This window comes from Sphingomonas sp. CFBP 13603 (assembly GCF_014892665.1).
GTDB lineage: Bacteria > Pseudomonadota > Alphaproteobacteria > Sphingomonadales > Sphingomonadaceae > Sphingomonas.
The window spans coordinates 417,951-438,777 of sequence record NZ_JADBIA010000003.1 but is presented as its reverse complement, the minus strand read 5'-3'; the positions used below and the strand labels follow the sequence as shown (position 1 = coordinate 438,777).

At 66.3% G+C, this 20,827-nt stretch carries 25 protein-coding genes and 1 tRNA gene; 10 read left to right on the top strand and 16 right to left on the bottom strand.

Features of this window, described 5'->3' with window-relative positions; translation table 11 throughout:
* The first annotated feature begins 92 nt into the window (after positions 1 to 92).
* Positions 93 to 557, top strand: coding sequence for a nuclear transport factor 2 family protein (locus IFR23_RS07545; RefSeq protein WP_192975326.1), 465 nt, complete (start codon positions 93 to 95; stop codon positions 555 to 557).
* Positions 500 to 1,147, top strand: a complete 648-nt coding sequence (locus IFR23_RS07540) for a TetR/AcrR family transcriptional regulator (protein WP_244655502.1) — start codon at positions 500 to 502, stop codon at positions 1,145 to 1,147. Before IFR23_RS07545 ends, IFR23_RS07540 begins: the two co-directional genes overlap by 58 nt.
* A 15-nt stretch (positions 1,148 to 1,162) precedes the next feature.
* On the opposite strand, the gene IFR23_RS07535 is transcribed toward IFR23_RS07540, so the two are convergent.
* Both IFR23_RS07535 and IFR23_RS07530 read right to left on the bottom strand, forming a co-directional pair.
* Complete coding sequence (locus IFR23_RS07535) at positions 1,163 to 2,473, bottom strand: MFS transporter (RefSeq protein WP_192975325.1); 1,311 nt, start codon at positions 2,471 to 2,473, stop codon at positions 1,163 to 1,165.
* A complete protein-coding gene (locus tag IFR23_RS07530; RefSeq protein WP_192975324.1) occupies positions 2,470 to 2,793 on the bottom strand; it encodes an antibiotic biosynthesis monooxygenase in 324 nt (107 codons plus the stop codon). Before IFR23_RS07530 ends, IFR23_RS07535 begins: the two co-directional genes overlap by 4 nt.
* Positions 2,794 to 2,974: 181 nt before the next feature.
* Here IFR23_RS07530 and IFR23_RS07525 point away from each other — a divergent pair, with 181 nt between their 5' ends.
* Positions 2,975 to 3,589 carry a class I SAM-dependent methyltransferase gene (locus IFR23_RS07525; RefSeq protein WP_192975323.1) on the top strand — a complete coding sequence of 205 codons (615 nt, stop codon included), beginning with the start codon at positions 2,975 to 2,977 and terminating at the stop codon, positions 3,587 to 3,589.
* A 286-nt stretch (positions 3,590 to 3,875) separates the two neighbouring features.
* Here IFR23_RS07525 and IFR23_RS07520 read toward each other — a convergent pair whose 3' ends face one another.
* Positions 3,876 to 5,036, bottom strand: a complete 1,161-nt coding sequence (locus IFR23_RS07520; RefSeq protein ID WP_192975322.1) for a phospholipase D-like domain-containing protein — start codon at positions 5,034 to 5,036, stop codon at positions 3,876 to 3,878.
* A 118-nt stretch (positions 5,037 to 5,154) separates the two neighbouring features.
* Between IFR23_RS07520 and rpoZ the strand changes: the two genes are divergently transcribed.
* A complete protein-coding gene (gene rpoZ / locus IFR23_RS07515) occupies positions 5,155 to 5,499 on the top strand; it encodes a DNA-directed RNA polymerase subunit omega (RefSeq protein WP_055882033.1) in 345 nt (114 codons plus the stop codon).
* Between the two features lie 530 nt (positions 5,500 to 6,029).
* Here the strand turns inward: rpoZ and IFR23_RS07510 are convergent.
* Together IFR23_RS07510 and IFR23_RS07505 are read right to left on the bottom strand one after the other, a co-directional pair.
* Positions 6,030 to 6,701: an RlmE family RNA methyltransferase gene (locus tag IFR23_RS07510; RefSeq protein ID WP_093398175.1), complete on the bottom strand. Its 672-nt coding sequence runs from the start codon at positions 6,699 to 6,701 to the stop codon at positions 6,030 to 6,032.
* The gene (locus IFR23_RS07505) at positions 6,698 to 7,738 is read right to left on the bottom strand and encodes a Ppx/GppA phosphatase family protein (RefSeq protein ID WP_192975321.1); all 1,041 of its coding nucleotides are present in this window, start codon (positions 7,736 to 7,738) and stop codon (positions 6,698 to 6,700) included. Before IFR23_RS07505 ends, IFR23_RS07510 begins: the two co-directional genes overlap by 4 nt.
* 185 nt (positions 7,739 to 7,923) lie before the next feature.
* Here IFR23_RS07505 and IFR23_RS07500 point away from each other — a divergent pair.
* A tRNA-Gln gene (locus tag IFR23_RS07500) sits at positions 7,924 to 7,997 on the top strand.
* A 229-nt stretch (positions 7,998 to 8,226) separates the two neighbouring features.
* Here the strand turns inward: IFR23_RS07500 and IFR23_RS07495 are convergent.
* Positions 8,227 to 8,868, bottom strand: coding sequence for a TlpA family protein disulfide reductase (locus IFR23_RS07495; RefSeq protein ID WP_244655501.1), 642 nt, complete (start codon positions 8,866 to 8,868; stop codon positions 8,227 to 8,229).
* Positions 8,869 to 8,884: 16 nt separating this feature from the next.
* On the opposite strand from IFR23_RS07495, the gene argH reads away from it, so the two are divergent.
* From argH to IFR23_RS07470, 5 genes are read left to right on the top strand one after another with little or no spacing between them, the layout of a single operon-like run.
* The gene (gene argH / locus IFR23_RS07490; RefSeq protein ID WP_192975401.1) at positions 8,885 to 10,267 is read left to right on the top strand and encodes an argininosuccinate lyase; all 1,383 of its coding nucleotides are present in this window, start codon (positions 8,885 to 8,887) and stop codon (positions 10,265 to 10,267) included.
* Positions 10,264 to 10,506 (top strand): hypothetical protein, encoded by a 243-nt coding sequence (locus tag IFR23_RS07485; RefSeq protein ID WP_192238332.1) that lies wholly within the window; start codon positions 10,264 to 10,266, stop codon positions 10,504 to 10,506. The genes argH and IFR23_RS07485 overlap by 4 nt, the downstream gene beginning before the upstream one ends.
* An 11-nt stretch (positions 10,507 to 10,517) precedes the next feature.
* Positions 10,518 to 11,780 (top strand): diaminopimelate decarboxylase, encoded by a 1,263-nt coding sequence (gene lysA / locus IFR23_RS07480; protein WP_192975319.1) that lies wholly within the window; start codon positions 10,518 to 10,520, stop codon positions 11,778 to 11,780.
* Positions 11,765 to 12,550, top strand: coding sequence for a precorrin-2 dehydrogenase/sirohydrochlorin ferrochelatase family protein (locus IFR23_RS07475; RefSeq protein WP_192975318.1), 786 nt, complete (start codon positions 11,765 to 11,767; stop codon positions 12,548 to 12,550). Before lysA ends, IFR23_RS07475 begins: the two co-directional genes overlap by 16 nt.
* On the top strand, positions 12,547 to 13,500 hold the full coding sequence (locus tag IFR23_RS07470; RefSeq protein WP_192975317.1) for a zinc transporter ZntB: 954 nt from the start codon (positions 12,547 to 12,549) through the stop codon (positions 13,498 to 13,500). The genes IFR23_RS07475 and IFR23_RS07470 overlap by 4 nt, the downstream gene beginning before the upstream one ends.
* A gap of 3 nt (positions 13,501 to 13,503) precedes the next feature.
* On the opposite strand, the gene IFR23_RS07465 is transcribed toward IFR23_RS07470, so the two are convergent.
* The 10 genes from IFR23_RS07465 to IFR23_RS07420 all read right to left on the bottom strand — a co-directional run bounded on the left by IFR23_RS07465 (position 13,504) and on the right by IFR23_RS07420 (position 20,811).
* The gene (locus IFR23_RS07465) at positions 13,504 to 13,902 is read right to left on the bottom strand and encodes a flagellar export chaperone FliS (protein ID WP_107963419.1); all 399 of its coding nucleotides are present in this window, start codon (positions 13,900 to 13,902) and stop codon (positions 13,504 to 13,506) included.
* Positions 13,899 to 15,356, bottom strand: a complete 1,458-nt coding sequence (gene fliD / locus IFR23_RS07460; protein ID WP_192975316.1) for a flagellar filament capping protein FliD — start codon at positions 15,354 to 15,356, stop codon at positions 13,899 to 13,901. Before fliD ends, IFR23_RS07465 begins: the two co-directional genes overlap by 4 nt.
* A gap of 57 nt (positions 15,357 to 15,413) precedes the next feature.
* Positions 15,414 to 16,556: a flagellar type III secretion system protein FlhB gene (gene flhB, locus IFR23_RS07455; protein ID WP_192975315.1), complete on the bottom strand. Its 1,143-nt coding sequence runs from the start codon at positions 16,554 to 16,556 to the stop codon at positions 15,414 to 15,416.
* A complete protein-coding gene (gene fliR / locus IFR23_RS07450; RefSeq protein WP_192975314.1) occupies positions 16,556 to 17,329 on the bottom strand; it encodes a flagellar biosynthetic protein FliR in 774 nt (257 codons plus the stop codon). The genes flhB and fliR overlap by 1 nt, the downstream gene beginning before the upstream one ends.
* 127 nt (positions 17,330 to 17,456) lie before the next feature.
* Positions 17,457 to 17,726, bottom strand: coding sequence for a flagellar biosynthesis protein FliQ (gene fliQ / locus IFR23_RS07445; RefSeq protein WP_055874447.1), 270 nt, complete (start codon positions 17,724 to 17,726; stop codon positions 17,457 to 17,459).
* A gap of 4 nt (positions 17,727 to 17,730) precedes the next feature.
* Positions 17,731 to 18,678: a flagellar type III secretion system pore protein FliP gene (gene fliP, locus IFR23_RS07440; RefSeq protein ID WP_446740889.1), complete on the bottom strand. Its 948-nt coding sequence runs from the start codon at positions 18,676 to 18,678 to the stop codon at positions 17,731 to 17,733.
* On the bottom strand, positions 18,675 to 18,929 hold the full coding sequence (locus IFR23_RS07435; RefSeq protein ID WP_056054129.1) for a flagellar biosynthetic protein FliO: 255 nt from the start codon (positions 18,927 to 18,929) through the stop codon (positions 18,675 to 18,677). Before IFR23_RS07435 ends, fliP begins: the two co-directional genes overlap by 4 nt.
* Positions 18,930 to 18,934: 5 nt before the next feature.
* Complete coding sequence (fliN, locus tag IFR23_RS07430; protein ID WP_056054132.1) at positions 18,935 to 19,225, bottom strand: flagellar motor switch protein FliN; 291 nt, start codon at positions 19,223 to 19,225, stop codon at positions 18,935 to 18,937.
* Positions 19,222 to 20,184 (bottom strand): flagellar motor switch protein FliM, encoded by a 963-nt coding sequence (locus tag IFR23_RS07425; protein ID WP_107963425.1) that lies wholly within the window; start codon positions 20,182 to 20,184, stop codon positions 19,222 to 19,224. Before IFR23_RS07425 ends, fliN begins: the two co-directional genes overlap by 4 nt.
* Before the next feature lie 3 nt (positions 20,185 to 20,187).
* Complete coding sequence (locus tag IFR23_RS07420) at positions 20,188 to 20,811, bottom strand: flagellar basal body-associated FliL family protein (RefSeq protein ID WP_192975313.1); 624 nt, start codon at positions 20,809 to 20,811, stop codon at positions 20,188 to 20,190.
* Between the last annotated feature and the right edge of the window lie 16 nt (positions 20,812 to 20,827).

Genomic DNA, 20,827 nt, shown 5'->3' with positions numbered 1-20,827 from the left:
TGGGAAGGTGAGCGATCTTCCCAGAGGATCAGCGTTGCACGCGGCATGGCCATGTTGTACCATTCGGTACAAGTTCATCGATAGGTGCCGCCATGTCCCGACCGCCACTGCCTCCGTTTACGCATGAGACCGCAGCGCAAAAGGCGCGCATGGCGGAGGACGCGTGGAACAGCCGCGATCCGGACAAGGTGTCGCTGGCCTACACGCCCGACAGCGTCTGGCGGAACCGCGCCGAGTTTCTGACCGGCCGTGACGCGATCGTCGCCTTCCTGACGCGCAAATGGGCGGCGGAACTCGACTATCGCCTCATCAAGGAAGTCTGGGCGCATGACGGCAACAGGATAGCGGTGCGGTTCGCCTATGAATGGCGCAACGACGCCGGCGACTGGTTCCGATCCTATGGCAACGAGAATTGGGAGTTCGACGCCGCCGGGCTGATGGCGCGCCGCATCGCCTCGATCAACGACTGCGCGATCGCGGACGGCGACCGCAAGTTCCATTGGCCGCTTGGCCGTCGCCCCGACGACCATCCTTCGCTGAGCGATCTCGGCCTCTGACCGCGAAACGCATCCTGACCGATCGCGCCGACGCTCTGCCGGCACTGGCCGAGGCGTTTCGCGAACACGGCTTCGAGGGCGCCAGCCTGTCGACGCTCTCGAAGGCGACCGGGCTCGGCAAGGGCAGCCTCTACAACTTCTTTCCCGGCGGGAAGGCGGAGATGATGGACGCCGTCCTCGCCGAAATAGACCATTGGTTCGCCACGACGATCTTCGTGCCGCTGGAGCAGGCGAGCGAGCCGGCCTCGGCAATCACCGCCATGATCGAGGACGTGACGGCATATTTCCAGTCCGGGGGGAGGGTCTGCCTCGTCGGCTGGCTCGGTCTGGGCGCCTCCGGTGACGTTTTCGCAGTCCGGATCAGCGGGTATTTCTCCCGCTGGATATCAGCCTTGGCGCACTGCCTCGAAGCGAGCGCTCTTCCGTCATCGCTAGCCCTGCGCCTCGCCGAAGACACGGTCGCCGGAATTCAGGGCGCGATCGTCCTGGCGCGCGCGTTGGGTGAGGGCGCCGCATTCGTGCGGATCGTCCGTCGGTCAGAAGGGATTTTGCTCGACGCAGTGGCATGTCATGGCAGGTCCGATGCGTAACCGGCCTGATCCAGCCTAAACGTCTTTCGCATCACGCAGCGAAGCCCAGGCATAACCGATCATCACCACGCAGGCCGCGCCCGCGACCAGATAGGGGAGGGAGTGCTGGGCTTCGTACAGGCCGACCCCGATCGAGGGGCCCAGTACGAAGCTCGCGCCGTTGATCGACGTCACCTTGCCCGCGACCGAGCCTTGTGCGCTTGCACCGACCGCGAGCGAGGACCCGGCGGTAAACCCCGGTCTCGTGAAGCCGAAGCCAAGGCTCGCCAGCGCGTAAGCCGTGGCGATCGTATAGAGCGACGTGGCGATGCCGGTCAGCGCGGTGCCGGCCGCCGCCAGCAACAGTCCGGTCAGCACGAGTTGCCGCGGAGTCATGTTCAAGCGCGGGATGATGCCCCATTGCGCGAGCAGCGCAGCGCCTGCGCCCATCATCAGGACGATGCCGGTCGGCTCGAGCGCGAGCGCGGGCGCGAGGTGGAGGCGGTCGATCACGAGGAAACCGATCGCCTGCCCCGTCATCGCCTGCGCGTGCCCCATCACCAGCCCGGCGATCATCCACGCGCGGATGCGGGGATCGGTATAGCCGACGTGCTCGACATGCGATCCGGTTGCGGCGGCGACCGAGGCGCCGGTCGGCGCACCGCCGATCGAGGGATAGGCCGAACTCGCGCCATGCGTCTCGTGCGGGGCGACGATCTTGTCGTCGGGCAGCATCCGCCGCACCGTGATCCAAACCGCCACCCCGAACACCGCGAACAGGAACGCCGGGCCGGCGAGCCCGATCTCGACCCCGCCGATCGAGCCGAGGATCAGGTACGGCGCAATCGCCGGCCCCAATATGGTGCCGAGCCCGAACGCCGAGGCGAGCAATGTCAGCGCTTTGGTCCGCTCCTCGCGCGTCGTCTCGCCAGCCACGAGCGCCTGCACCGCTGGCGGTGCGGCGGCGCCGAACGTGCCGTAGATCAGTCGGCCGCCAATGAAGCACAGGAACGCGGTCGTGCCGCCGATCCAAGCGTTGATCCCGGCCAGCAGGAACACGCCGCATAACGTCAGCGATACGCTGAATCCGCCGACCCCGAGCAGGATCATCGCGCGCCGGCCGTGCTTGTCCGACCGGTTCGCCCAGAACGGCGCTGCGATCACCCACAGCAACGCCGACACCGAGAACGCCGCCGCCACTGCGCTGTCGGCAACCCCGAGCGACCGCCCGAGTGCCGGCAGGACCGATTGCAGTGCTGTATTCCCCGCTGCGATCGTCAGCATCACGAGGAACATCAGCGCAAAACGGCGGTCGATCTTCGGGCCGTCCGTCGATGCACCGGTCATGCTCGTGTCCACTGATAGGCGCGCTCGATCGGCGCGACGTTGACCGAATAGCTATCGTACCAGAGCGCTCGCCCGAACTCGCGAATCGCAGTGTGCTCGGGATGGTGGCGCCACGCGATCGCCGCGGCGTCGTCCGCCCAATAGCTGACTGTGATCCCCATGCCGCCCGCCTCGCGCGCGCTGTCGACGCCGCGATAGCCAGGCTGAGCCGCGGCTAGCGCGTCCATCGCCATGGCGGCCTCGCCATAGCCGGCGGCGTCCACGTCGTTACGGATCGACACGAAAATAACAGCAATCTGTCCCACCCGATCGTCGTTCATGATCCGTGCTTAAGCGATGCCGTACGCTTGGCAAAGCTGCCAGAACCACTTGGCGCAGCACGACTTCCGCTTCGGTTCGTCGCCCGATGCAACCTGCGGCCCTTGAAACGCGTTCGGAATTCGTGCGACGGGAGGGCCAAAGCCTCGCCAGCGCGCGGGACCCCTGACCGTAAGGAACGCGATGCCCAGTTCGACCACCGCCACCCGGCGTGCACGCAGCCGACCAGCCGGCGTGCCGTCCCCGTGGCAGATGTTCTTTTCAGGGTTCCTGAAACACCCGGTGATGGTCGGCTCGATCGTGCCGTCGTCGGACAAGCTGATCCGCAAGATGCTCGGTCCGGTGGACTGGGCGAACTGCAAGCTGTTCGTCGAATATGGCCCGGGCGTCGGCACCTTCTGCCGCCCGATCCTCGACCGGATGGCGCCGGATGCCAAGCTGGTGGTGATCGACACCAACCCCGAGTTCATTCAGTATCTGCGCCACACGATCACCGATCCGCGCTTCTTCGCAGTGCTGGGGTCGGCGGACGAGGTCGAGACGATCGTCGCCGACCACGGCTTCGAGAAGGCGGACTATGTGTTGTCGGGTCTTCCTTTTTCGACACTGCCGCCTGGTGTCGGCCCGGCGATCGCGACCGCGACGCATTCTGTGCTGCGGACCGGTGGTGCGTTCCTGGTCTATCAGTTCTCGCCCAAGGTGAAGGACTTCCTGACCCCGCATTTTGTGTCGATCGATCACGACATGGAGTGGTGGAATGTCCCGCCGGCGCAGCTGTATTGGGCGTGGAAGGACTGACGCAGGCGCGGCAGCGTCCGCGTTGATGCGCAAGCAAAGCGCCGCGCAGCTTCAGGCCCGGACGGCGGGTCGGCTAGAACTAGCCGAACCCGCCCGACGGCGGCTTTGCCGTCGGCGCTGGTGTTGCTCCAGGTTAGGTAAACGTACACCTCGTTCAAATCCCCTCCGTCATCCTGACGAAGTCAGGACCCAGAGCCAATAATGATGGCGTTCTCGACCCTGGGTCCTGACTTTCGTCAGGATGACGGAAGAGGATAGATGCTCCAGGCCCTCGGCTCCCCGACCCCTACTCGTCGATCCCAAAATTAAGCCCGCGCGACAAGCTCGGGTCCACCACCGCCACCACGAAATACGCGCCGAGCTGCTTTATCCGCTGCACCCACCCGGTGTTCGCCTGGTACAGTTCCTTGGTCACCTCGACCGACTTGGCCACCTCGCCATCGATATACCCCCGGACATGCGCTGCGAACGCCACATCCTCGATCCGCAGCATAAGTTCGAGGTTGATGAACAGGCTGCGCATGTCGAAGTTCGCCGAGCCGATATGGACGGCGTCGTCGATCACGTAGAGCTTCGTATGCAGCTTGGTCGGCTGGTATTCGAACAACCGCACGCCCTTGCGCAACAACCCCGCATAGGTGAAGCGCGCGGCGGCGATCGTCGCGTTGTTGTCCGATTTGCTCGCCGTGACGACCCGTACCTCGGCCTGCCGCCGCCCGGCCTTATCGAGCCGACGCAGCAGCGCGGGACTAGGCGTGAAATACCCGGCGATGATATCGATCCGCCGCCCGCGTCGCATATCGTCGCGCACCGCGCGAGCCCAGGGCGACAGCTTCCGCGTCGGTCCACCGATCAGCCAGCGGGTCGCGCCCTTGGTCTCGCTCCAGTGAGACAGCGCCGCGTTCAGACGACGCAGCTTGCCCTTCGGCTCATGGATCCAGTCCTTCAGCGCATCGAAATAGCCGGCCAGCCGCCCCGCCGCCGGACCCTCGACCAGCAATCCTAGGTCACGCCACGCCTGCTCTGCGGCAGTCCCGAAATAATCGTCCTCGATGTTGAAGCCGCCGATGATGATCCGCGTCTCGTCGGCAAGCGCGAGCTTCTGGTGGTTGCGGAGCAGATAGCGGCGGCCGAACCGTGCGGAAAACCGGCATACCGACACGTTCGCAGCTTCGAGCGGCTCGAAGAAGGCGTGTGGCGCATCGTCGCTACCGAACCCGTCGACGATCAGCGCTACATCGACCCCGCGTTTGGCGGCGGCAATGAGCGCGGCGTTGACGCGCTTTCCGGACTCGTCGTCGGCGTAGATGTAGTAGAGGATGCGCAGGGTTCGCTCGGCGCCGTCGATCAGCGCGAGCACTGCGTCGAGGCGGCGGGGCCCGGTGTCGAGCAGCGTCATCTGGTTGCCGTCGACGCGGAAAGTCGGCTGGTCTGCTGGATCTTCCATGGGCAACCTGATGGACATGGCGGGCACCGGAGGCAAGCCAAGGCGCATTTCTTGACTTTGCAGGCCACCCCCCGTAGGCGACGCATTCTCATTCTATCGTTGTTACGAAGGAAGCCGCATGGCGCGCGTTACCGTCGAGGATTGTGTCGACAAGATCCCCAACCGGTTCGACCTGGTGTTGTTCGCGGCCCAGCGTGCGCGCCAGATCTCGGGCGGTGCCGAACTGACGCTCGACCGCGACCGCGACAAGAACCCGGTCGTCGCGCTGCGCGAGATCGCAGACGAGAACGTCAAGCCGGCGCATCTCAAGGAACAGGTCATCCAGGGCCTGCAGAAGGTTCGCGTCGACGACGACGACGAGGTCGATGCGGTCGGCAGCTTGGCCGCTTCGGCTGAGGCACTGCGGCTTACCGCGGCTGCGCCGCCGCGGAACCAGAATCTCGGGGCTGATTACGAGGGTTGAGGCAGCAGGATTAGCGAAGCTAATCCGCGGCTTGGCCGAAACCCCGGCCGGCGGGCATAGCCCGACCGACGACGCGGCTTTGCCGCGGCGCGTGAAATAGGGAGAGCCCGTGGACCCAAGAGGTCCGCGGGCTTTTTCTATGCCCTCTCCCTGAAGGGTAGAGGCCCAGCTTTTGCCGTGGGTAGGGTGAGGGCACGGGTGACGCAGACGGCCCGTTCGTCATTCCCGCGGAGGCGGGAACCCATATTGGCTGGCCTCAAAAAATCGCGGGCGCCGGAGTAATGGATCCACGACTGCGCGGGGATGACGATGACGTGCGTTGCGGGGTAAGCTCAGACCAAGCGAACCACCCGTCCCTTGTTCTCCCGCGAAGGCGGGAGCCCAGTCCGGATCCCCGCCTTCGCGGGGAAACAAGCTTGCTAATGTCGCGTCCGGTACCACCCTAAGGCTGGGCGCCACGGCAAAGCCGCGTCGTCAGTCGTTGCTGCGCAACGCTGGCCGGGCTGTCGACTTATCCGAAAATAGCTGCGCTATTTCGGGTCTCGGCCTTTAAACCCCTGCGCAACAACAAACCACTCGACCGACCCCTTCCGGCTAGCCGGCGGCTTGGCATGCTTCACGGTCTTGAAGTTCCGCTTCATCTCCGCGACCAGCTCCGAATCGGCCCCGCCCGCGAACACCTTCGACACGAACGTCCCGCCCGGCTCCAGCACTTCGCAGGCAAAGTGCAGCGCGGTCTCGACCAGCGCCATCGTCCTGAGCGCATCGGTCTGCGGATGCCCGACGGTATTCGCCGCCATGTCCGACAGCACCAGGTCCGGCGCGCCACCCAGCGCCTCGATCAACTTGCCCGGCGCGGCATCGTCGAGGAAATCCATCTCGAAGATCGTCACGCCCTCGATCGGATCGACCGGCAGCAGATCGATGCCCACGACCGTCGCCTTGGGTATCCGCCGCCGGATCACCTGCGCCCAGCCGCCCGGCGCAAGGCCCAGATCGACCACGCGCTTCGAGCCGCGGATCAGTTCGAACCGCTCGTCGAGCTCGATCAGCTTGTACGCGGCGCGGCTGCGATAGCCGTCCGCCTTCGCACGCTTCACATACGGATCGTTCAGCTGACGCTCGAGCCAGCGCGTCGACTGCGCAGTCCGCTTCCGTGCCGTGAGCACGCGGACGTGCCCGCCCGAGCCACCGCGGCTCATGCTGCGATTCCCGACTTGCCGGGCTTGGGAGACCCCATCAGCCGGCGTAAAATCCCTTCGCGAATACCGCGGTCGGCGATGCCGAGCCGTTCGGCGGGCCACAAATCCATGATCGTCTCCAGAATGGCACAGCCCGCGACCACCAGGTCGGCGCGCTCGTTGCCGATGCACGGCAGCTTGGCGCGCTCCGTGATCGACATATGGGAAAGGTCGGCGCTGATCCGCCGCATCGCCGACGCGGGCACGATCAGCCCGTCGACCACCGAGCGGTCGTAATGGCTGAGCCCGAGATGCACGCTGCCGAGCGTCGTCACCGTGCCGCTGGTGCCGAGCAGCCGCGGCCGCTCGATATGTCGTGGCAAGCGCGCGGCGAACCCCGCGAAACTGTCCGCGACGACCTGACGCATCCGCGCATACGCGGCACGGCGCCCGTCCTCGCCTTCACCGCCACCGGCATGCTCGGTCAACGAAACCACGCCCCAAGGCGCCGAATGCCAGTCCAGCACGGTCGGGATCGGTGTCGAGGTATCGACCAGCACCAGCTCGGTGGACCCACCGCCGATATCGAACACTAGCGCAGGATCCTCCCCCGGCTCGATCAGCGCATGGCAGCCGAGCACGGCCAGCCGCGCCTCTTCCTCGGCGGAGATGATGTCGAGGTGGATGCCGGTCTCGGCAAGCGCGCGTGCGATGAACGCAGGCCCGTTCGATGCCTGCCGACATGCTTCCGTCGCGACCGACCGAGCCAGCGTGACGTTGCGCCGCTGCAACTTTTCCGAACACACGCGAAGCGCCGCGATCGTCCGCTCGATCGCCGCATCGCTCAGCTTGCCGGTCGAGGCCAGGCCCTCCCCCAGCCGGACGATCCGCGAGAACGCGTCGATCACCGCGAACCCGCCAGCCTGCGGCCGCGCGATCAGCAATCTGCAATTGTTGGTGCCGAGATCCAGCGCGGCAAACGCCTGCGCATCGGCCCACCGCCCACGAGAGGGCCGGGTCGCCGCCGGACGGGCAGGACTAACCTGCCGGAACGGCATTCGGGCGGAAACATCCCCCATCGCCGTAAAACTCGCTATCTATGTCTGCCGCCGCGGGAAGATACCCGCCCGGTGCTTGGACACGAATGTAGCGCAGCGCGGCGATTACGCAAGCGAAGTGGCGGAACGGCATCATCTTGGCGTTGACAGCCTTGGCGGCCCCTCGTAGAGCCCGCCCTCGCTGATGCCCCGTCGTCTAATGGTAAGACTGCGGTTTCTGATACCGCCTATTGAGGTTCGAATCCTCACGGGGCATCCAGCGCTTCCCGCCTGAGCGGTTGACCCAGCACCGAGCGGCGATTTTCAGACCCCGCGATGCATTCGTCGATATCGTACGCCGGTTACGCCGCAGCACTCGGTTCGTCGTATTTCGACGATTTCCGATGTTGTTTACACCCCTGGGATCGCAACACGGGTTAAGGTGGCGCGCCGGTCCGCCATCAACCTTTGGCTCGTCACCAAGGCGGGCCGGCACATCGTTTCGAGGATTACGACGCTTCGGCGACCAGCTTTGCGGCCGCGGGCGTGTTCCATTCATAGCCGCCGGTCATCCGCCACACTTCCTTGCCCGCCGAATCGTACAGGATCGTGGTCGGCAGGTTCGCCTGATAGGCAAGGCTGAGTCCCAGCTTCGGATCGAGATACGGCTTGAGCGTCGTGAACTTCTTCGCGGCGAAGAACGGCGTCACCTTCTCCGCGCCCTGCAAATCCTGGCTGACCGCAATGACCTGCACCTTGCCGGCCAGCGACCCGGCGGTGGCGTCGAGCGTCGGCATCTCGGCGACGCACGGCGCACACCAGGTCGCCCACATGTTGAGCAGCAGCGGCTTGCCCTTGAACGACGCGAGCGTGACCGACTTCCCGTCGGGGGCGATGAAGGCGACGGTCGGGCCGGTCTCTCCCTTGTGGCTGCGGTCAAGCTTTTCGGCGGGGGCGGCGGGCCCGGTCGCCTCGTCCGGAGCGGGGCCTGACGCGACCTCGTCGGCGGACACGGCGTTTGCCGTGACGACGTTTGCTTGCTCCGGCGCGGACGATTTCCTATCGCAGCCGGCGACCAGCAGGCCCATCCCCATCACGGCGGCGATCGGCCCAGATTTTAACAGCGAATTGAACACAGGATTCGAGAACATGGACGGTTCCAATTCGATGTGGGGCGGGCGGTTCGCCGAAGGGCCGGCAGCGGTCATGCGCGAGATAAACGCCTCCATTCCCTTCGACAAGCGGCTCTGGCAGCAGGATATTGCCGGTTCGAAGGCGCATGTCGCGATGCTCGGCAAACAGGGCATCGTTTCGGCCGAGGACGCCGCGACGATCGCGGCGGGGCTCGACACGGTGGCGGCGTACTATGCCGAGCACGGCGTCGAGGAGGATCTGGTCCTCGAGGATATCCACATGCAGACCGAGGCGCGGCTGGCCGACGCGATCGGTCCGGTCGCGGGGCGGCTGCACACGGCGCGCTCGCGCAACGATCAGGTCGCGACCGATTTTCGCCTTTGGGTGCGTGATGCGATCGACCAGGCGCTGGCAGCGCTCGCCGGGTTCCAGGCGGCACTGCTCGCGCGGGCTGAAGAGCATGCGGCGAGTGTTATGCCAGGCTTTACGCACCTCCAGTCCGCGCAGCCGGTAACGCTTGGGCATCATCTGATGGCGTATCATGCGATGATTGCGCGCGATGTCGGGCGGTTCGCCGATGCGCGGGCGCGGATGAACCGGTCGCCGCTGGGCTCGGCCGCGCTGGCCGGGACGGGGTTTCCGATCGACCGCGCGATGACCGCCGAAGCGCTCGGCTTCGATGGACCGATGACCAATTCGCTCGATGGCGTCAGCGACCGCGACTTCGCGATCGAGTATCTCACTGCCGCGACGCAAACCTCGCTGCACCTGTCGCGCCTCGCCGAAGAGTTCGTGCTGTGGGCGTCGCAGCCGTTCGGCTTCGTCGCGCTGAGCGATCAATGGTCGACCGGCAGCTCGATCATGCCGCAGAAGCGCAACCCCGATGCGGCCGAGCTGGTGCGCGGGCATGCCGGGCGCATCCTCGGCTGCATGACCGCGCTGATGGTGACGATGAAGGGCCTGCCGCTCGCCTATTCGAAGGACATGCAGGACGACAAGCCGCCGGTTTTCGAGGCACACGACCTGCTCGCGCTGTCGATCGCGGCGATGACCGGGATGGTCGAGAGCGCGACGTTCCGCACCGATCGGATGCGCGGGCTGGCCGAGAGCGGCTTTGCGACCGCGACCGATCTCGCCGACTGGCTGGTGCGCGAGGCCGGGCTCCCGTTCCGCGAGGCGCATCATGTCACCGGGCGCGCCGTGAAGCTCGCGGAGGAGCGCAAGATCGCGCTCGATGCGCTGCCGATCGAGGACCTGAAGGCAATCGATGCGCGGATCGACGAACGCGTGTACGGCGTGCTCTCGGTCGATGCGTCGGTCGCCAGCCGGACCAGCTTCGGCGGCACCGCGCCCGAGAATGTACGAGCTGCGATCCGCGCGGCGCGTGCCGAGACAGCTGGGGGAGAGACGGCATGAAACGGCTTTTTGGCATCGTGGGATTGGCGCTGGCGCTGACCGGTTGCGGCGCAGCGGACGGCCTCGTGCCGGCGGAGGGCAAGACGCTCCCGGCCGCGCCTTACGGTGCGAAAACGCCGCCGACTGCCGCACAGTTGCTGACCCCCACGACGCAGCAACGCCCGCAGCGCAGCGACGAGCTGCTCACCACGTCCCAGCCGCGCCGCAGCGACGAGTTCGACCTGCCGCCGCCGAATTGAAGACCTGAACCATGGATCATTTCGCCTATCGTGACGGTGTCATGCACGCCGAGGACGTCGCCCTGCCGGCGATCGCCGAGGCTGTCGGCACGCCCGTCTACGTCTATTCGACCGCCACCTTCCGCCGCCACGCGCAGGTGTTCCGCGACGCGCTGAAGGGCGCCGGGCGCGTCCATCTGGCCTATGCGATCAAGGCGAACCCCAATGTCGCGGTGCTGCGCGTGCTCGCCGACGAGGGCTACGGCGCCGATGTCGTCTCGGCCGGCGAGATGCAGCGCGCGCTGGCGGCGGGTATCCCGGCTTCGGACATCGTGTTCTCGGGCGTCGGCAAGACGCGGCGCGAACTGGCGCAGGCGCTCGATGCGGGGATCGGCCAGTTCAATCTGGAGCTGGAGGAGGAAGGCGAAGTCCTTGCCGCGCTCGCCCATGCGCGCGGCGAACGCGCGCCGGCGGTGCTGCGCGTAAACCCCGACGTGGACGCCGGCACGCACGCGAAAATCTCGACCGGGCGCAAGGAGAACAAGTTCGGCGTCGCGATCGACCAGGCAGTGGCGATGTTCGATCGGTTGTCGAAGCATGACGGGCTCGACCTGCGCGGCGTCGCGATCCACATCGGCAGCCAGTTAGCCGATCTTGCACCGCTGGAGGCCGCCTATGCGCGGATCGGCGAGCTGGTCGCGGAGCTGCGCGCTGCGGGTCACACGATCAGTCGCGTCGATCTCGGCGGCGGTCTCGGCGTGCCGTACAAGCCCGACGACGTGCTGCCGAGCCCGGCCGACTATGGCGCGATGGTTGCGCGAGCGACGGCCGACTGGGACGTCGAACTGATGTTCGAGCCCGGCCGCGTGATCGCGGGCAATGCTGGCGTGCTGCTGACCGAAGTGATCTGGGTAAAACCGGGTGTCGTGAACCCGTACGTGATCGTTGACGCCGCGATGAACGACCTCGCGCGCGTCGCGATGTACGATGCGTATCATGATTTCGTCGCGGTCGAGCCGAGCGGCGATCGGATGACCGCCAACATCGCCGGGCCGGTATGCGAGACCGGCGACACCTTCGCGATGGGCCGCGATATCGACGCGGTGAAGTCGGGCGATCTCGGCATCTTCCGCACCGCGGGCGCGTACGGCGCGACGATGGCATCGACCTACAACAGTCGCGCTTTGGTGCCCGAAGTGCTGGTCGATGGCGACCGGTTCGCGGTGGTCGCCGACCGCATCCATCCCGAGACGATCCTGGCCGCCGAGCGCGTGCCGGAATGGCTCAAGCGGTGATACTCCAGAGCCTGCCGCTGTTCGTGAGGCTGGCAGGGCGCCCGGTCATTCTGCTCGGCGAGGGCGAGGCGGCGGATGCGAAACGGCGGTTGCTCGATCGCGCGGGGGCGAACGTCGTTGGCGAGGATGCTGCGGCGTCGCTCGCGATCGTCGCGATCGATGACGAGGACGAAGCGCTAGCGGCGGTCGCGCGGCTTAAGGCGCGCGGTATCCTGGTCAACGCGGTCGATCGTTCGGCGCTGTGCGACTTTACGCTGCCGGCGATCGTCGACCGCGCCCCGGTGTTGATCGCGATCGGCACGAGCGGCGTGTCGGCCGGGTTGGCGGCGGCGTTGCGGCAGCGACTGGAGGCACTGATCCCCGCTGATCTCGGCAAACTGGCACTGGCGTTGCAGGCTGCGCGGGGGGCCTTGCGGAAGCGCTGGCCCGATATGGGGGAGCGTCGCCGGGCACTTGCTACGGCGATGGGGGCGGGCGGCATGCTCGATCCGCTGTCGCCGACGCATGATGTCGACGCATGGCTCGCCCCGACAGCCACACCCGCTGCAAAGCGCGACGTGGCGATAACGCTCGTTCTCCTGTCCGACGATCCCGAGGACCTGACGCTCCGCCAGGCTCGCGCGCTCGCCAGCGCCGACCGGGTCTATCATGGCCCTGACGTCCCTGCGGCAATCCTCGACCGTGCGCGCGCCGATGCCGCGCGGCTGTGCGCGGCGATGCCCGCCGATCCCGGCACCGGCCTGTCGGTCGAGGTCGAGATGGCACTATGAGCGGTTTTGCGTTCCGGATCGTCGATGGGAAAGCGACCCGCGTCGACGTCAAGGAAGCGCTCACCTGCACAGCCGACCTCGTCTGGGTGCATTTGTCGACCACCGCCGAGCATGCGCAGACCTGGCTCCGCGACGAGGCCAAGCTGCTCGACTATGTCGTCGACGCGCTCACCGCGACCGAGACCCGGCCGCGCTGCGAGGCGGTCGGCGATGGCGCGTTCCTCAATTTGCGCGGGCGATCGAAGGAGGAGCTCGACACGTCCGACCTGCTCGCGTCGGTGCGGATCTGGGCGGTGAAGGGCCGCGTCTATTCGGTTACGCGGAAGCCGCTGATCGCGGTCGCGGAGGTCGAGAAGATGGTGGAGCGCCACGAGGTGCGCGATCCTGGCGACCTGATCGCCGCGTTCGCCACCGCGATCACCACCGATCTTGATCCCGACGTGGCCACGCTCGGCGACGAACTCGACGATTGCGAGGAACAGCTCGACGCCAACCGCGTGTTCGAACTGCGCCGCGCGGTCAGCAAGGTGCGCGTCGCGGCGATCGGCTACAAACGCTTCCTCAGCCCGCAACGCGCGGCGCTGGAGAAGCTGGCGGCGTTACCTGGCGACTGGCTGGCGGACGACGACCGGCTGCATCTGGCGGCGGCGGCGGACCGCGCCGCGCGAATGGCGGAGGAGCTGGAATCGATCCGCGAACGCTCGGCGCTGATCCACGAGACGCTGACCGACCTGCGCGCCGAACAGATCGACAACCGCTCGCTGATCATCTCGATCGCGGCGATGGTGTTCCTGCCGTTGACGTTCCTGACCGGCCTGTACGGAATGAACGTCAAGGGCCTGCCCTATGCTGAGGAGCCGTGGGCGTTCGATGCGATCGCGGTGGCGTGCATGGTGATTGCGGTCGGCGTCGTCGCGTATTTCTCGATGCGGCACTGGTTCAAGCGGTAGAGCCTATGCGGCGCTGGCGGTCCGCCAGGCCTGCGCGATCTCGTCGAGCATGTCGGCCGAATCGCGGAACGGCGTCGGGTCGTGGCCGACCGAGGCGTTGACGATCGTTTTCCGGGCACCGCCGTACAGACGTGCCAGCGTTTCCGAGACCTGTCCGCCTTGTTCGAAATCGAGTCCGGCCTCCAGCGCGAACAGGATCGCGGTGGCCCGCGTGATGCGTTCGCTCTTGACCGAAAACTTGCGCTTTTCGCAGGCCCAGGCGGCGGCGCGCAGGGCTGCGACCAGTTCCTTGTAGAGCAGTTGGACGAGGGCAGGGCCGTCCGCGGTCGCGGTACGACCGACCGCGTCGATCTGGCGGTAGGTCGCGAACGGATCGCGCGCGAGCGTGCTGGCGTAGGTCACGAACTCTTGTTCCAGGCTGCGATCTGGTTGGTGAGGAATGCCTGGGTCGATTTGTATGCGGTCACACGTGAATTCATGCTGGCATATTGCTGGGTCAGGCGCGTGGTGAGCTGTGCGGACTGGTCGGTCACCTTGTCCTGCTGCTCTGTGACGTCGGCTTCTGCCGCCGTGTACCGCACGGTCGAGGCGCCGAGGCCCGTCGACGTGTTGTTCGCACTGTTTGTGAGCGCGCTAAGCGTACCGGACAGGCCGAGGACATTGGTGGACGACGGCGCGAACATCGACTCGATCGTATCGGGATAGGCAGCGATCTGGCGGGTGAGCAGCGCGGTGTCGACGCGCAGCGTACCGTTGGTGTTGGTCGCGACGCCGATCTCGGACAGGGTGCGTGGAATGCCGCCGGTCGCACCGCCGACCAGCGGCTTCGACACCAGCGCCTTCAGCGAGCGGAGGAGCGCGGTCGCGGCAGGGTCGGAGCGCAGGCTGCCGGTGATCGGATCGGTCTGTTCCGTGATCGTCGCCAGCACCTCGTTGAAGGTCGTGACGACATCGTTGACCGCCTGGGCCAGCGCGTCGGTCGGCGTGCTGCTGCCGAGCGTGACCGGGATCGTGGACACCGCGTTGAGCTGCAATTTGACGCCGTCGACGAGGTCGCTGATCGTGTTGCTCGGTCGCTCGACGTCGATGCCATCGACCGTGAGCAGCGCGTTCTGCGCGGTCGATACCAAGCTGGTCTGGGTCGACCCGCCGCCGATATCGACTGCGCCGCTGGGACCGTCGCCCTTCAACGTGAAGGCCTGCGCGGCACCGGTGCCACCCTTGACCGACAGATAGGCGCCGCCGTTCGCGTCGGTGACGACGGACGCGGTGACGCCGCTCTTCGACGCGTTGATCCCGGCGGCGATCGCATCGATGCTGCCATCGCCGATCGCGATCGAAATTCCCGTGCCGCCGCCGATCGTCAGGGTCAGCGCACCGGTATCGAGCGAGCTGCTCCGTTGCGCTGCGGGCACCGCCGTCGTCGTGCGCGCGACCTGCGCGGTCGCAAGGCGCGTGACGGTGACGCTGGCCGACAGGGTCGACAGTTTGGCGCCCGATATGGCGGTCGCGGACAGCACGGCGCCGTTGGAGCTGCTCGGCTGCGTCTGCAGACTGCCGCCCTTCACCAGATTGGCGAGCGCAGTGGAAAAACCGGTCATCGTGCTCTTCAACGTGCTGACACCCGAGATCTGCGCGGCGAGCGTTTCCGACTTGGCCTTGAGCGCTGCGGTGCGTGCGGCGAACTGCGCGGTGACCAGCGCGGGGACGAGCGTGCCGGTATCGATGCCCGACCCGGCCTCGAGCGATTTCAGCAGCGACTGCGTTGCCGCGTTCATCACGCTCTGTGCGTTGGCGGGCGTCGCTGCGGGTGTCGGGGTCGGCGTGGCCGTCGTGCTGGTGGTCAATGTTACCATGGTAGAGTCCCTGCACGTGCGCGCTCATCTGTAAGAACGGCTGCGCGGCGCGAATGTTTAGGCCTGCTTCATGCCGTTTTCGTCGAACCGCGCATCCTTCGGCACGGTGACGAAGGGTTGAACCCCGCCGGCCGTACCGCCCGCCGCAGCGTTCAGCCCGAAGACGAACGCCAGCACGGTCGCGATCGCGGTGTACAGGTCGTCGCGAACCTCCTGGCCCTCCTTGCTGGTGTAATAGACGGCACGCGCGAGCATCGGATATTCGAGGATCGGCACGCGGCCTTCGCCTGCGAGTTCGCGGATCGCCAGCGCGGTCGCGCCGCGCCCCTTGGCGACCACCACCGGCACCTGATCCTTGCCGCGATCATAGCGCAGCGCCACCGCGAAGTGCGTCGGATTGGTCAGCACGACATGCGCCTCCGCGACCGATTTCCGTAGGCCGCCGCTCGCCATCGCGCGCATCTTGGCGCGCATCTGGCCCTTCGCCTCGCCGTTGCCCTCGGTCGACTTGTGCTCGTCCTTCACCTCCTGCTTGGACATCCGCATCTTGCCCAGGCGGCGGATGATCTGGATCGGCAGGTCGATGCCGGCGATCGCACACAGCCCGAACGTCATCGCGATGAGGATGCCCTTGAAGATCCCGCCAAGCGTCGACAGCGCCTGGTTGAGATCCGCGGACGAGGCGAGCCCCATCGTCGAATGCGCGGCGTTCCACAGCATCCAACCGCCGATCGTGCCGAGCAGGATGACCTTGAGGAGCGACTTGCCAAGCTCGATCCAGCCGTTCGCGCCGAAGATCCGCTTGAGCCCCGCCGCCGGATCGACGCGGCTGTATTTGGGCGCAAGCAGACCGCCGTTGAAGCCGAGCGAGCCGAGCCCCGCCTGGCTCAGGATCGCGGCGCCGATGCTGACGATGAACAGGGTTATGAGCGATGGCGCGAGCTTGCCGCCCGCCTCCATCAGCGGGCGCCAGGGCGAGAAATCCTCGACGTCGGCATGCGTGAACTGGAAGCTCGAGCTCATGATCGCCTTGCACGCCGAGATCAGCGTCGGCCCCGCGTAGATCAGCCACGCAACGCCGGCGAGCATGCTCAAAGCGGTGGCGAAATCGCGCGATTTGAGGATGTCGCCCTTCTCGACCGCATCCTTCTTGCGCTTTGCGGTTGGTGCTTCTGTCTTTTCGCCCGAATCCTCCGACATCAGCCGAGCACCAGGTTTTCGGTGGCGGCGAGGCCTTCGCGGACGATGACGAGCATGTAGTCGCCCATCGTCGGGAACGCGATCGCCAGCGTGACGACGCCGACCGCGAGGCTGGCGGGGAGGCCGACCGCGAACAGGTTGAGCGAGGGCGCAGCGCGGCTCAGCATCCCGACGACGATGTTGAGGCAGAGCAGCAGGAAGCCGACCGGCAGTGCGAGCAACAGACCGGCGAGGAACGCGTAACCGCCGAAGAACGCGATCGCCTTCAGGCGCTCGACGCCGATCCACGCGGCGCCCGGCGGGAGCACGTCATAGCTCTTCACGAGCAGGTCGATCAGGATCAGGTGGCCGTCGACCGACAGGAACAGCAGCGTCAGCATGATCGAGAAGAACTGACCGAGCGCTGGGGACGACTTGCCGTTCTGCGGATCGATCGAGGACGCGAAACCGAGCCCCATCGCGCCGCCGATGATCTCCGCGGCGATGACGGGCGCGGCGAACGCGATCTGGAGGACGAAGCCGAGCGCGAGGCCGACGAGCGCTTCTGCGGCGGCGGAGAGTATGGTGGAGACCGCGAAGATGTTCTGCGGCGGGACGATCGGGTGGGCCGCGAGCACGAGGAACCCGATCGCGCCCGACAGCGTGACGCGCACGGTCAGCGGCACCGAGACGGAACCGAACACCGGCGCGGCGATGAACGTCGCGCCGATCCGGATCATCACGAATACGAGCGCCCAGAGCTGCGGCTCGATGCTGAGTCCAAAACCCAACACGACTAGATCCCCCTCCCGCTTGCGGGAGGGGTCAGGGGAGAGCGCGACGTACGTACTGGCGTCAGGTTGGTGGGGCACGCCCCTCCCCCGACCCCTCCCGCAAACGGGAGGGGAGCAGCATGTGCGCTCATTTTACGAGGTCCGGAATACGCTCGAAGATCCCGATCGTGAAATCGCTCAGCAACCCCAGGATCAGGCTCCCGAAGATCAAGATCGACACCGCGACCACGACCAGCTTTGGCACGAACGACAATGTCTGCTCGTTGATCGACGTCGCCGCCTGGATCATCCCGAGGATCAGCCCCGCGAGCAGCGCCGGGATCAGAATCGGTGCGCTGGCGAGCGCCAGCACCCACATCGTCTGATTGGCGACGGTCAGGAAATATTGCGCGTCCATGCTCTCAGGTCGCGAACGAGTTGGCGAGGCTGCCCATCGTCAGCGCCCACCCATCGACCAGCACGAACAGCAGCAGCTTGAACGGCATCGAGATGATCGTCGGGCTTAGCATCGCCATGCCGAGCGACATCAGCACGGTCGCGACGACCAGATCGATGACGATGAACGGCAGGAAGATCAGGAAGCCGATCTGGAACGCGGTCTTCAGCTCGGACGTGACGAACGCCGGCAGCAGCACCGAGAACGGGATGTCGGTCGGCGTCGCGTAGGGCCCGGATTTCGCGATCTGCGCGAACATCGTGACGTCCTTGATCCGCGTCTGCTTCACCATGAACGCGTGCAGGGGCACGCCAGCCGTCGTGATCATCTGCGTGCCGGCGAGTTGCCCCGCGGCATAGGGCTGGATCGCGGTCGTGTTGATCTGGCTGATCGTCGGTGCCATGATGAAGAAGCTGAGGAACAGCGACAGCCCGAGCAGGACCTGGTTCGGCGGCGTCTGCTGAAGCCCGAGCGCCTGGCGCAGGATCGCGAGCACGATGATGATCCGCGTGAAGCTGGTCATCATCAGCAGGATGCCCGGCAGGACCGTGAGCAGCCCCATGATGATGAGCACTTGCAGCGACAGCGACAGCGAGCCGCTCTGGCCGGTGTTGCCCGCAGCCTGTCCGCCAAGCTGGCCGAGCGCGCGATCGACCGCGTCGCCGACGGCGGGGTTGGTCGGCGCGGGGACGCCTTGCGCGAAGGCGGGCATCGCGAGGAAGAGGGCGAGCAGGACGGCGAGGCCTATCCACAGCCATGCGTTTGCGCGCGGGCGCGGCGCAGAATTATGCAGCGCACCGTTCGTGGCTCCTGGATTCCCGCGTACGCGGGAAAACGGTTTGGCGGTCGATACGGCGAACAGGGCAGGGCCCGAGCCCTTCCGCGTCACCGTCGGACGAGCGACCGCGCTCATGCGTCGACCTTGTCGATCAGGTGCACGCCGCCACGGCCGACCGAGACGAGCAGCCGGCGACCCTCGAAATCGATCACCGCGAGGCGCAGGCCCGGCGAGATCATCATCGTTTCCTTGACGCCGATCAGCCGCGTCGAGGGCTTGCCCGGGATCCGGCTCTCGAACTTGCGCCACAGATACAGGCAGCCGAACATCAGGCCGCACACGAGTGGCAGCAGGATGACGAGCTTGAGGATATAGGTCCAGAGCATCGGGTTCAGCCGCGCTTGTCTGGAGACACGAGCTCGGTCATCCGCACGCCGAAGCGCTCGCCGACCGTGACGACTTCGCCGCGGCCGATCAGCGTGCCGTTGACGAACACGTCGAGGAGTTCGTTGGCTTGGCGATCGAGCTCGATCACGCTGGATTCGCCGAGCGCGAGCAGTTCGCGCAAGGTCAGGCTGGTCGAGCCGATCTCGACGGTCAGCTTGACGTCGACATCCTGGAGCAGCCGGAAATTGGCGGCGACGGCGGCGTCGACTGGGAAGCCTCCGGTCATGTCGTTCATGCTGCAAATCCTTCGTCGAAACGGGTAATCGAGGTGAGCTGGATGGCGGCGAAGCCGTTGGACGTGCCGACCGTGCCGCAGCCGAGCCGGTTGTTGCCGACCATCACCGGCACGTCGCCCGAGATGGTGATCGGGATCACGTCGCCGGGCTTCAGGTCCATCAGCATCGTCAGCTTGACGACCGGCTCGGCGAGCACCGAGCGGATCGGGAAGCGCACGTTCATCGCCGCGCGCGTCAGCTCGGTGCGCCAGGCCGGATCGGGCTCGGCCGACTTGCCGACGACCTTCGCGGTGAGGGACGGCGCATGCGGCTTCAGCGCGGAGACGGGGTAGACGAGATCGAGGAACACGGGTTTCGCGGCGCCCGCCGCGATACCGAAGCGCGTGACGATCATCGCGTCCTCGCCGTCGAGATCGGCGATCATCGCCGGGTTCACCTCGACGCGGGTCGGCAGGAAATCGAACCGCGCCATCGGCTCCCACGCGGTCTTCAGCGGCGCGGCGATCATCTGGCCGATCCGCGCGACCATCGCCTCGGCGGCGGGCGAGAATTCGGTCGGCAACGTGTGCGGCGCGGCACCGGTGCCGCCGAAGAACATGTCGAGCATCTCGAGCACGAACTTGCCGTCCATGATGCACAGCGCCTGCGCCATCCCGGGCGTCATGATCAGCGGCAGCCACGCGGTCAGCGCATCGCTGCGTTCCGCGCGGTAGTCGGTGAAGCGCTGGACCACCAACGGCTCGGCCCAGCAGCGGACCTCCTGACGCAGCAACGGCTCGAACACGCCGCGCAAACCGCGCGCGAACCGTGCCGAGAGATGCTGCAACGAATGCAGGTCGCCGAACGGATTGAGCTTGGCCCCGCCGAGCACGCCCTGATGCAGCACGCCGTCCTTGGGCGCGCCGGAGCGATCCCGATCGCGTCGCTCGCGTGTCTTTGCTGAGGCCTCGTTAACCATGCCTCACTGAACAACGAAACTGGTAAAGTAAACGTTACCGATGCCGCCGAAGCCTTCCTTCTGCTTCAGCGTATCGTTGATCGATTTGGCGAGGCGGACCTGCAATTGGCGCTTGCCGTCGCTGCTCATCACCTGCTCCTCGGTGGTGTCGCCGAGCGTCATCAGGATGGCCGAACGGACCGCGATATCGTTGGTTTTCAGGTTGGTGATGACGGTGTCGTCATACGGTGTCGACACCGCGATCCCGACCTGGACGAAGTGCACCGAATTCTGGAGATTGGACATGAAATCCTTCTCCATCGGGTAGTAGGTCGAGGCGTATTTGTCGCCCCCCTGCCCTTCCGGGGTCTTCATGCCGTGGTTTTCGGGCGCTGCGTCCTCGCCACCATGACCGCCGCCTTCGCCGCCCTCGGGAGCATGCTTCTGCTCGCTCTTGGGGAGGAGTTTGGGCTTGCCGTCGTCGACCTCGGCATGGCCGCCACCGAACAGTCCGGCGCTGCTGGCATAGACGCCCGCACCGATGCCGCCGCCGACCAGCACCAGCAGCGCGACGCCGCCGATCAGCATCGTCTTCATCTTGCCCTTTTTCTTCGGGGCCGCGTCCGCAGTATCTTTCTTGTCGCTCATCTCAGGGTCCTTCGGG

Excerpts from the sequence above, each read along its gene's own strand:
- IFR23_RS07545 (WP_192975326.1), top strand. The coding sequence starts at position 93 with ATGTCCCGACCGCCACTGCCTCCGTTTACGCATGAGACCGCAGCGCAA.
- IFR23_RS07535 (WP_192975325.1), bottom strand. The coding sequence starts at position 2,473 with ATGACCGGTGCATCGACGGACGGCCCGAAGATCGACCGCCGTTTTGCG.
- IFR23_RS07530 (WP_192975324.1), bottom strand. The coding sequence starts at position 2,793 with ATGAACGACGATCGGGTGGGACAGATTGCTGTTATTTTCGTGTCGATC.
- IFR23_RS07525 (WP_192975323.1), top strand. The coding sequence starts at position 2,975 with ATGCCCAGTTCGACCACCGCCACCCGGCGTGCACGCAGCCGACCAGCC.
- IFR23_RS07520 (WP_192975322.1), bottom strand. The coding sequence starts at position 5,036 with ATGGAAGATCCAGCAGACCAGCCGACTTTCCGCGTCGACGGCAACCAG.
- rpoZ (WP_055882033.1), top strand. The coding sequence starts at position 5,155 with ATGGCGCGCGTTACCGTCGAGGATTGTGTCGACAAGATCCCCAACCGG.
- IFR23_RS07510 (WP_093398175.1), bottom strand. The coding sequence starts at position 6,701 with ATGAGCCGCGGTGGCTCGGGCGGGCACGTCCGCGTGCTCACGGCACGG.
- IFR23_RS07505 (WP_192975321.1), bottom strand. The coding sequence starts at position 7,738 with ATGCCGTTCCGGCAGGTTAGTCCTGCCCGTCCGGCGGCGACCCGGCCC.
- IFR23_RS07495 (WP_244655501.1), bottom strand. The coding sequence starts at position 8,868 with ATGTTCTCGAATCCTGTGTTCAATTCGCTGTTAAAATCTGGGCCGATC.
- argH (WP_192975401.1), top strand. The coding sequence starts at position 8,885 with ATGTGGGGCGGGCGGTTCGCCGAAGGGCCGGCAGCGGTCATGCGCGAG.
- IFR23_RS07485 (WP_192238332.1), top strand. The coding sequence starts at position 10,264 with ATGAAACGGCTTTTTGGCATCGTGGGATTGGCGCTGGCGCTGACCGGT.
- lysA (WP_192975319.1), top strand. The coding sequence starts at position 10,518 with ATGGATCATTTCGCCTATCGTGACGGTGTCATGCACGCCGAGGACGTC.
- IFR23_RS07475 (WP_192975318.1), top strand. The coding sequence starts at position 11,765 with ATGGCTCAAGCGGTGATACTCCAGAGCCTGCCGCTGTTCGTGAGGCTG.
- IFR23_RS07470 (WP_192975317.1), top strand. The coding sequence starts at position 12,547 with ATGAGCGGTTTTGCGTTCCGGATCGTCGATGGGAAAGCGACCCGCGTC.
- fliD (WP_192975316.1), bottom strand. The coding sequence starts at position 15,356 with ATGGTAACATTGACCACCAGCACGACGGCCACGCCGACCCCGACACCC.
- flhB (WP_192975315.1), bottom strand. The coding sequence starts at position 16,556 with ATGTCGGAGGATTCGGGCGAAAAGACAGAAGCACCAACCGCAAAGCGC.
- fliQ (WP_055874447.1), bottom strand. The coding sequence starts at position 17,726 with ATGGACGCGCAATATTTCCTGACCGTCGCCAATCAGACGATGTGGGTG.
- fliP (WP_446740889.1), bottom strand. The coding sequence starts at position 18,678 with ATGAGCGCGGTCGCTCGTCCGACGGTGACGCGGAAGGGCTCGGGCCCT.
- IFR23_RS07435 (WP_056054129.1), bottom strand. The coding sequence starts at position 18,929 with ATGCTCTGGACCTATATCCTCAAGCTCGTCATCCTGCTGCCACTCGTG.
- fliN (WP_056054132.1), bottom strand. The coding sequence starts at position 19,225 with ATGAACGACATGACCGGAGGCTTCCCAGTCGACGCCGCCGTCGCCGCC.
- IFR23_RS07425 (WP_107963425.1), bottom strand. The coding sequence starts at position 20,184 with ATGGTTAACGAGGCCTCAGCAAAGACACGCGAGCGACGCGATCGGGAT.
- IFR23_RS07420 (WP_192975313.1), bottom strand. The coding sequence starts at position 20,811 with ATGAGCGACAAGAAAGATACTGCGGACGCGGCCCCGAAGAAAAAGGGC.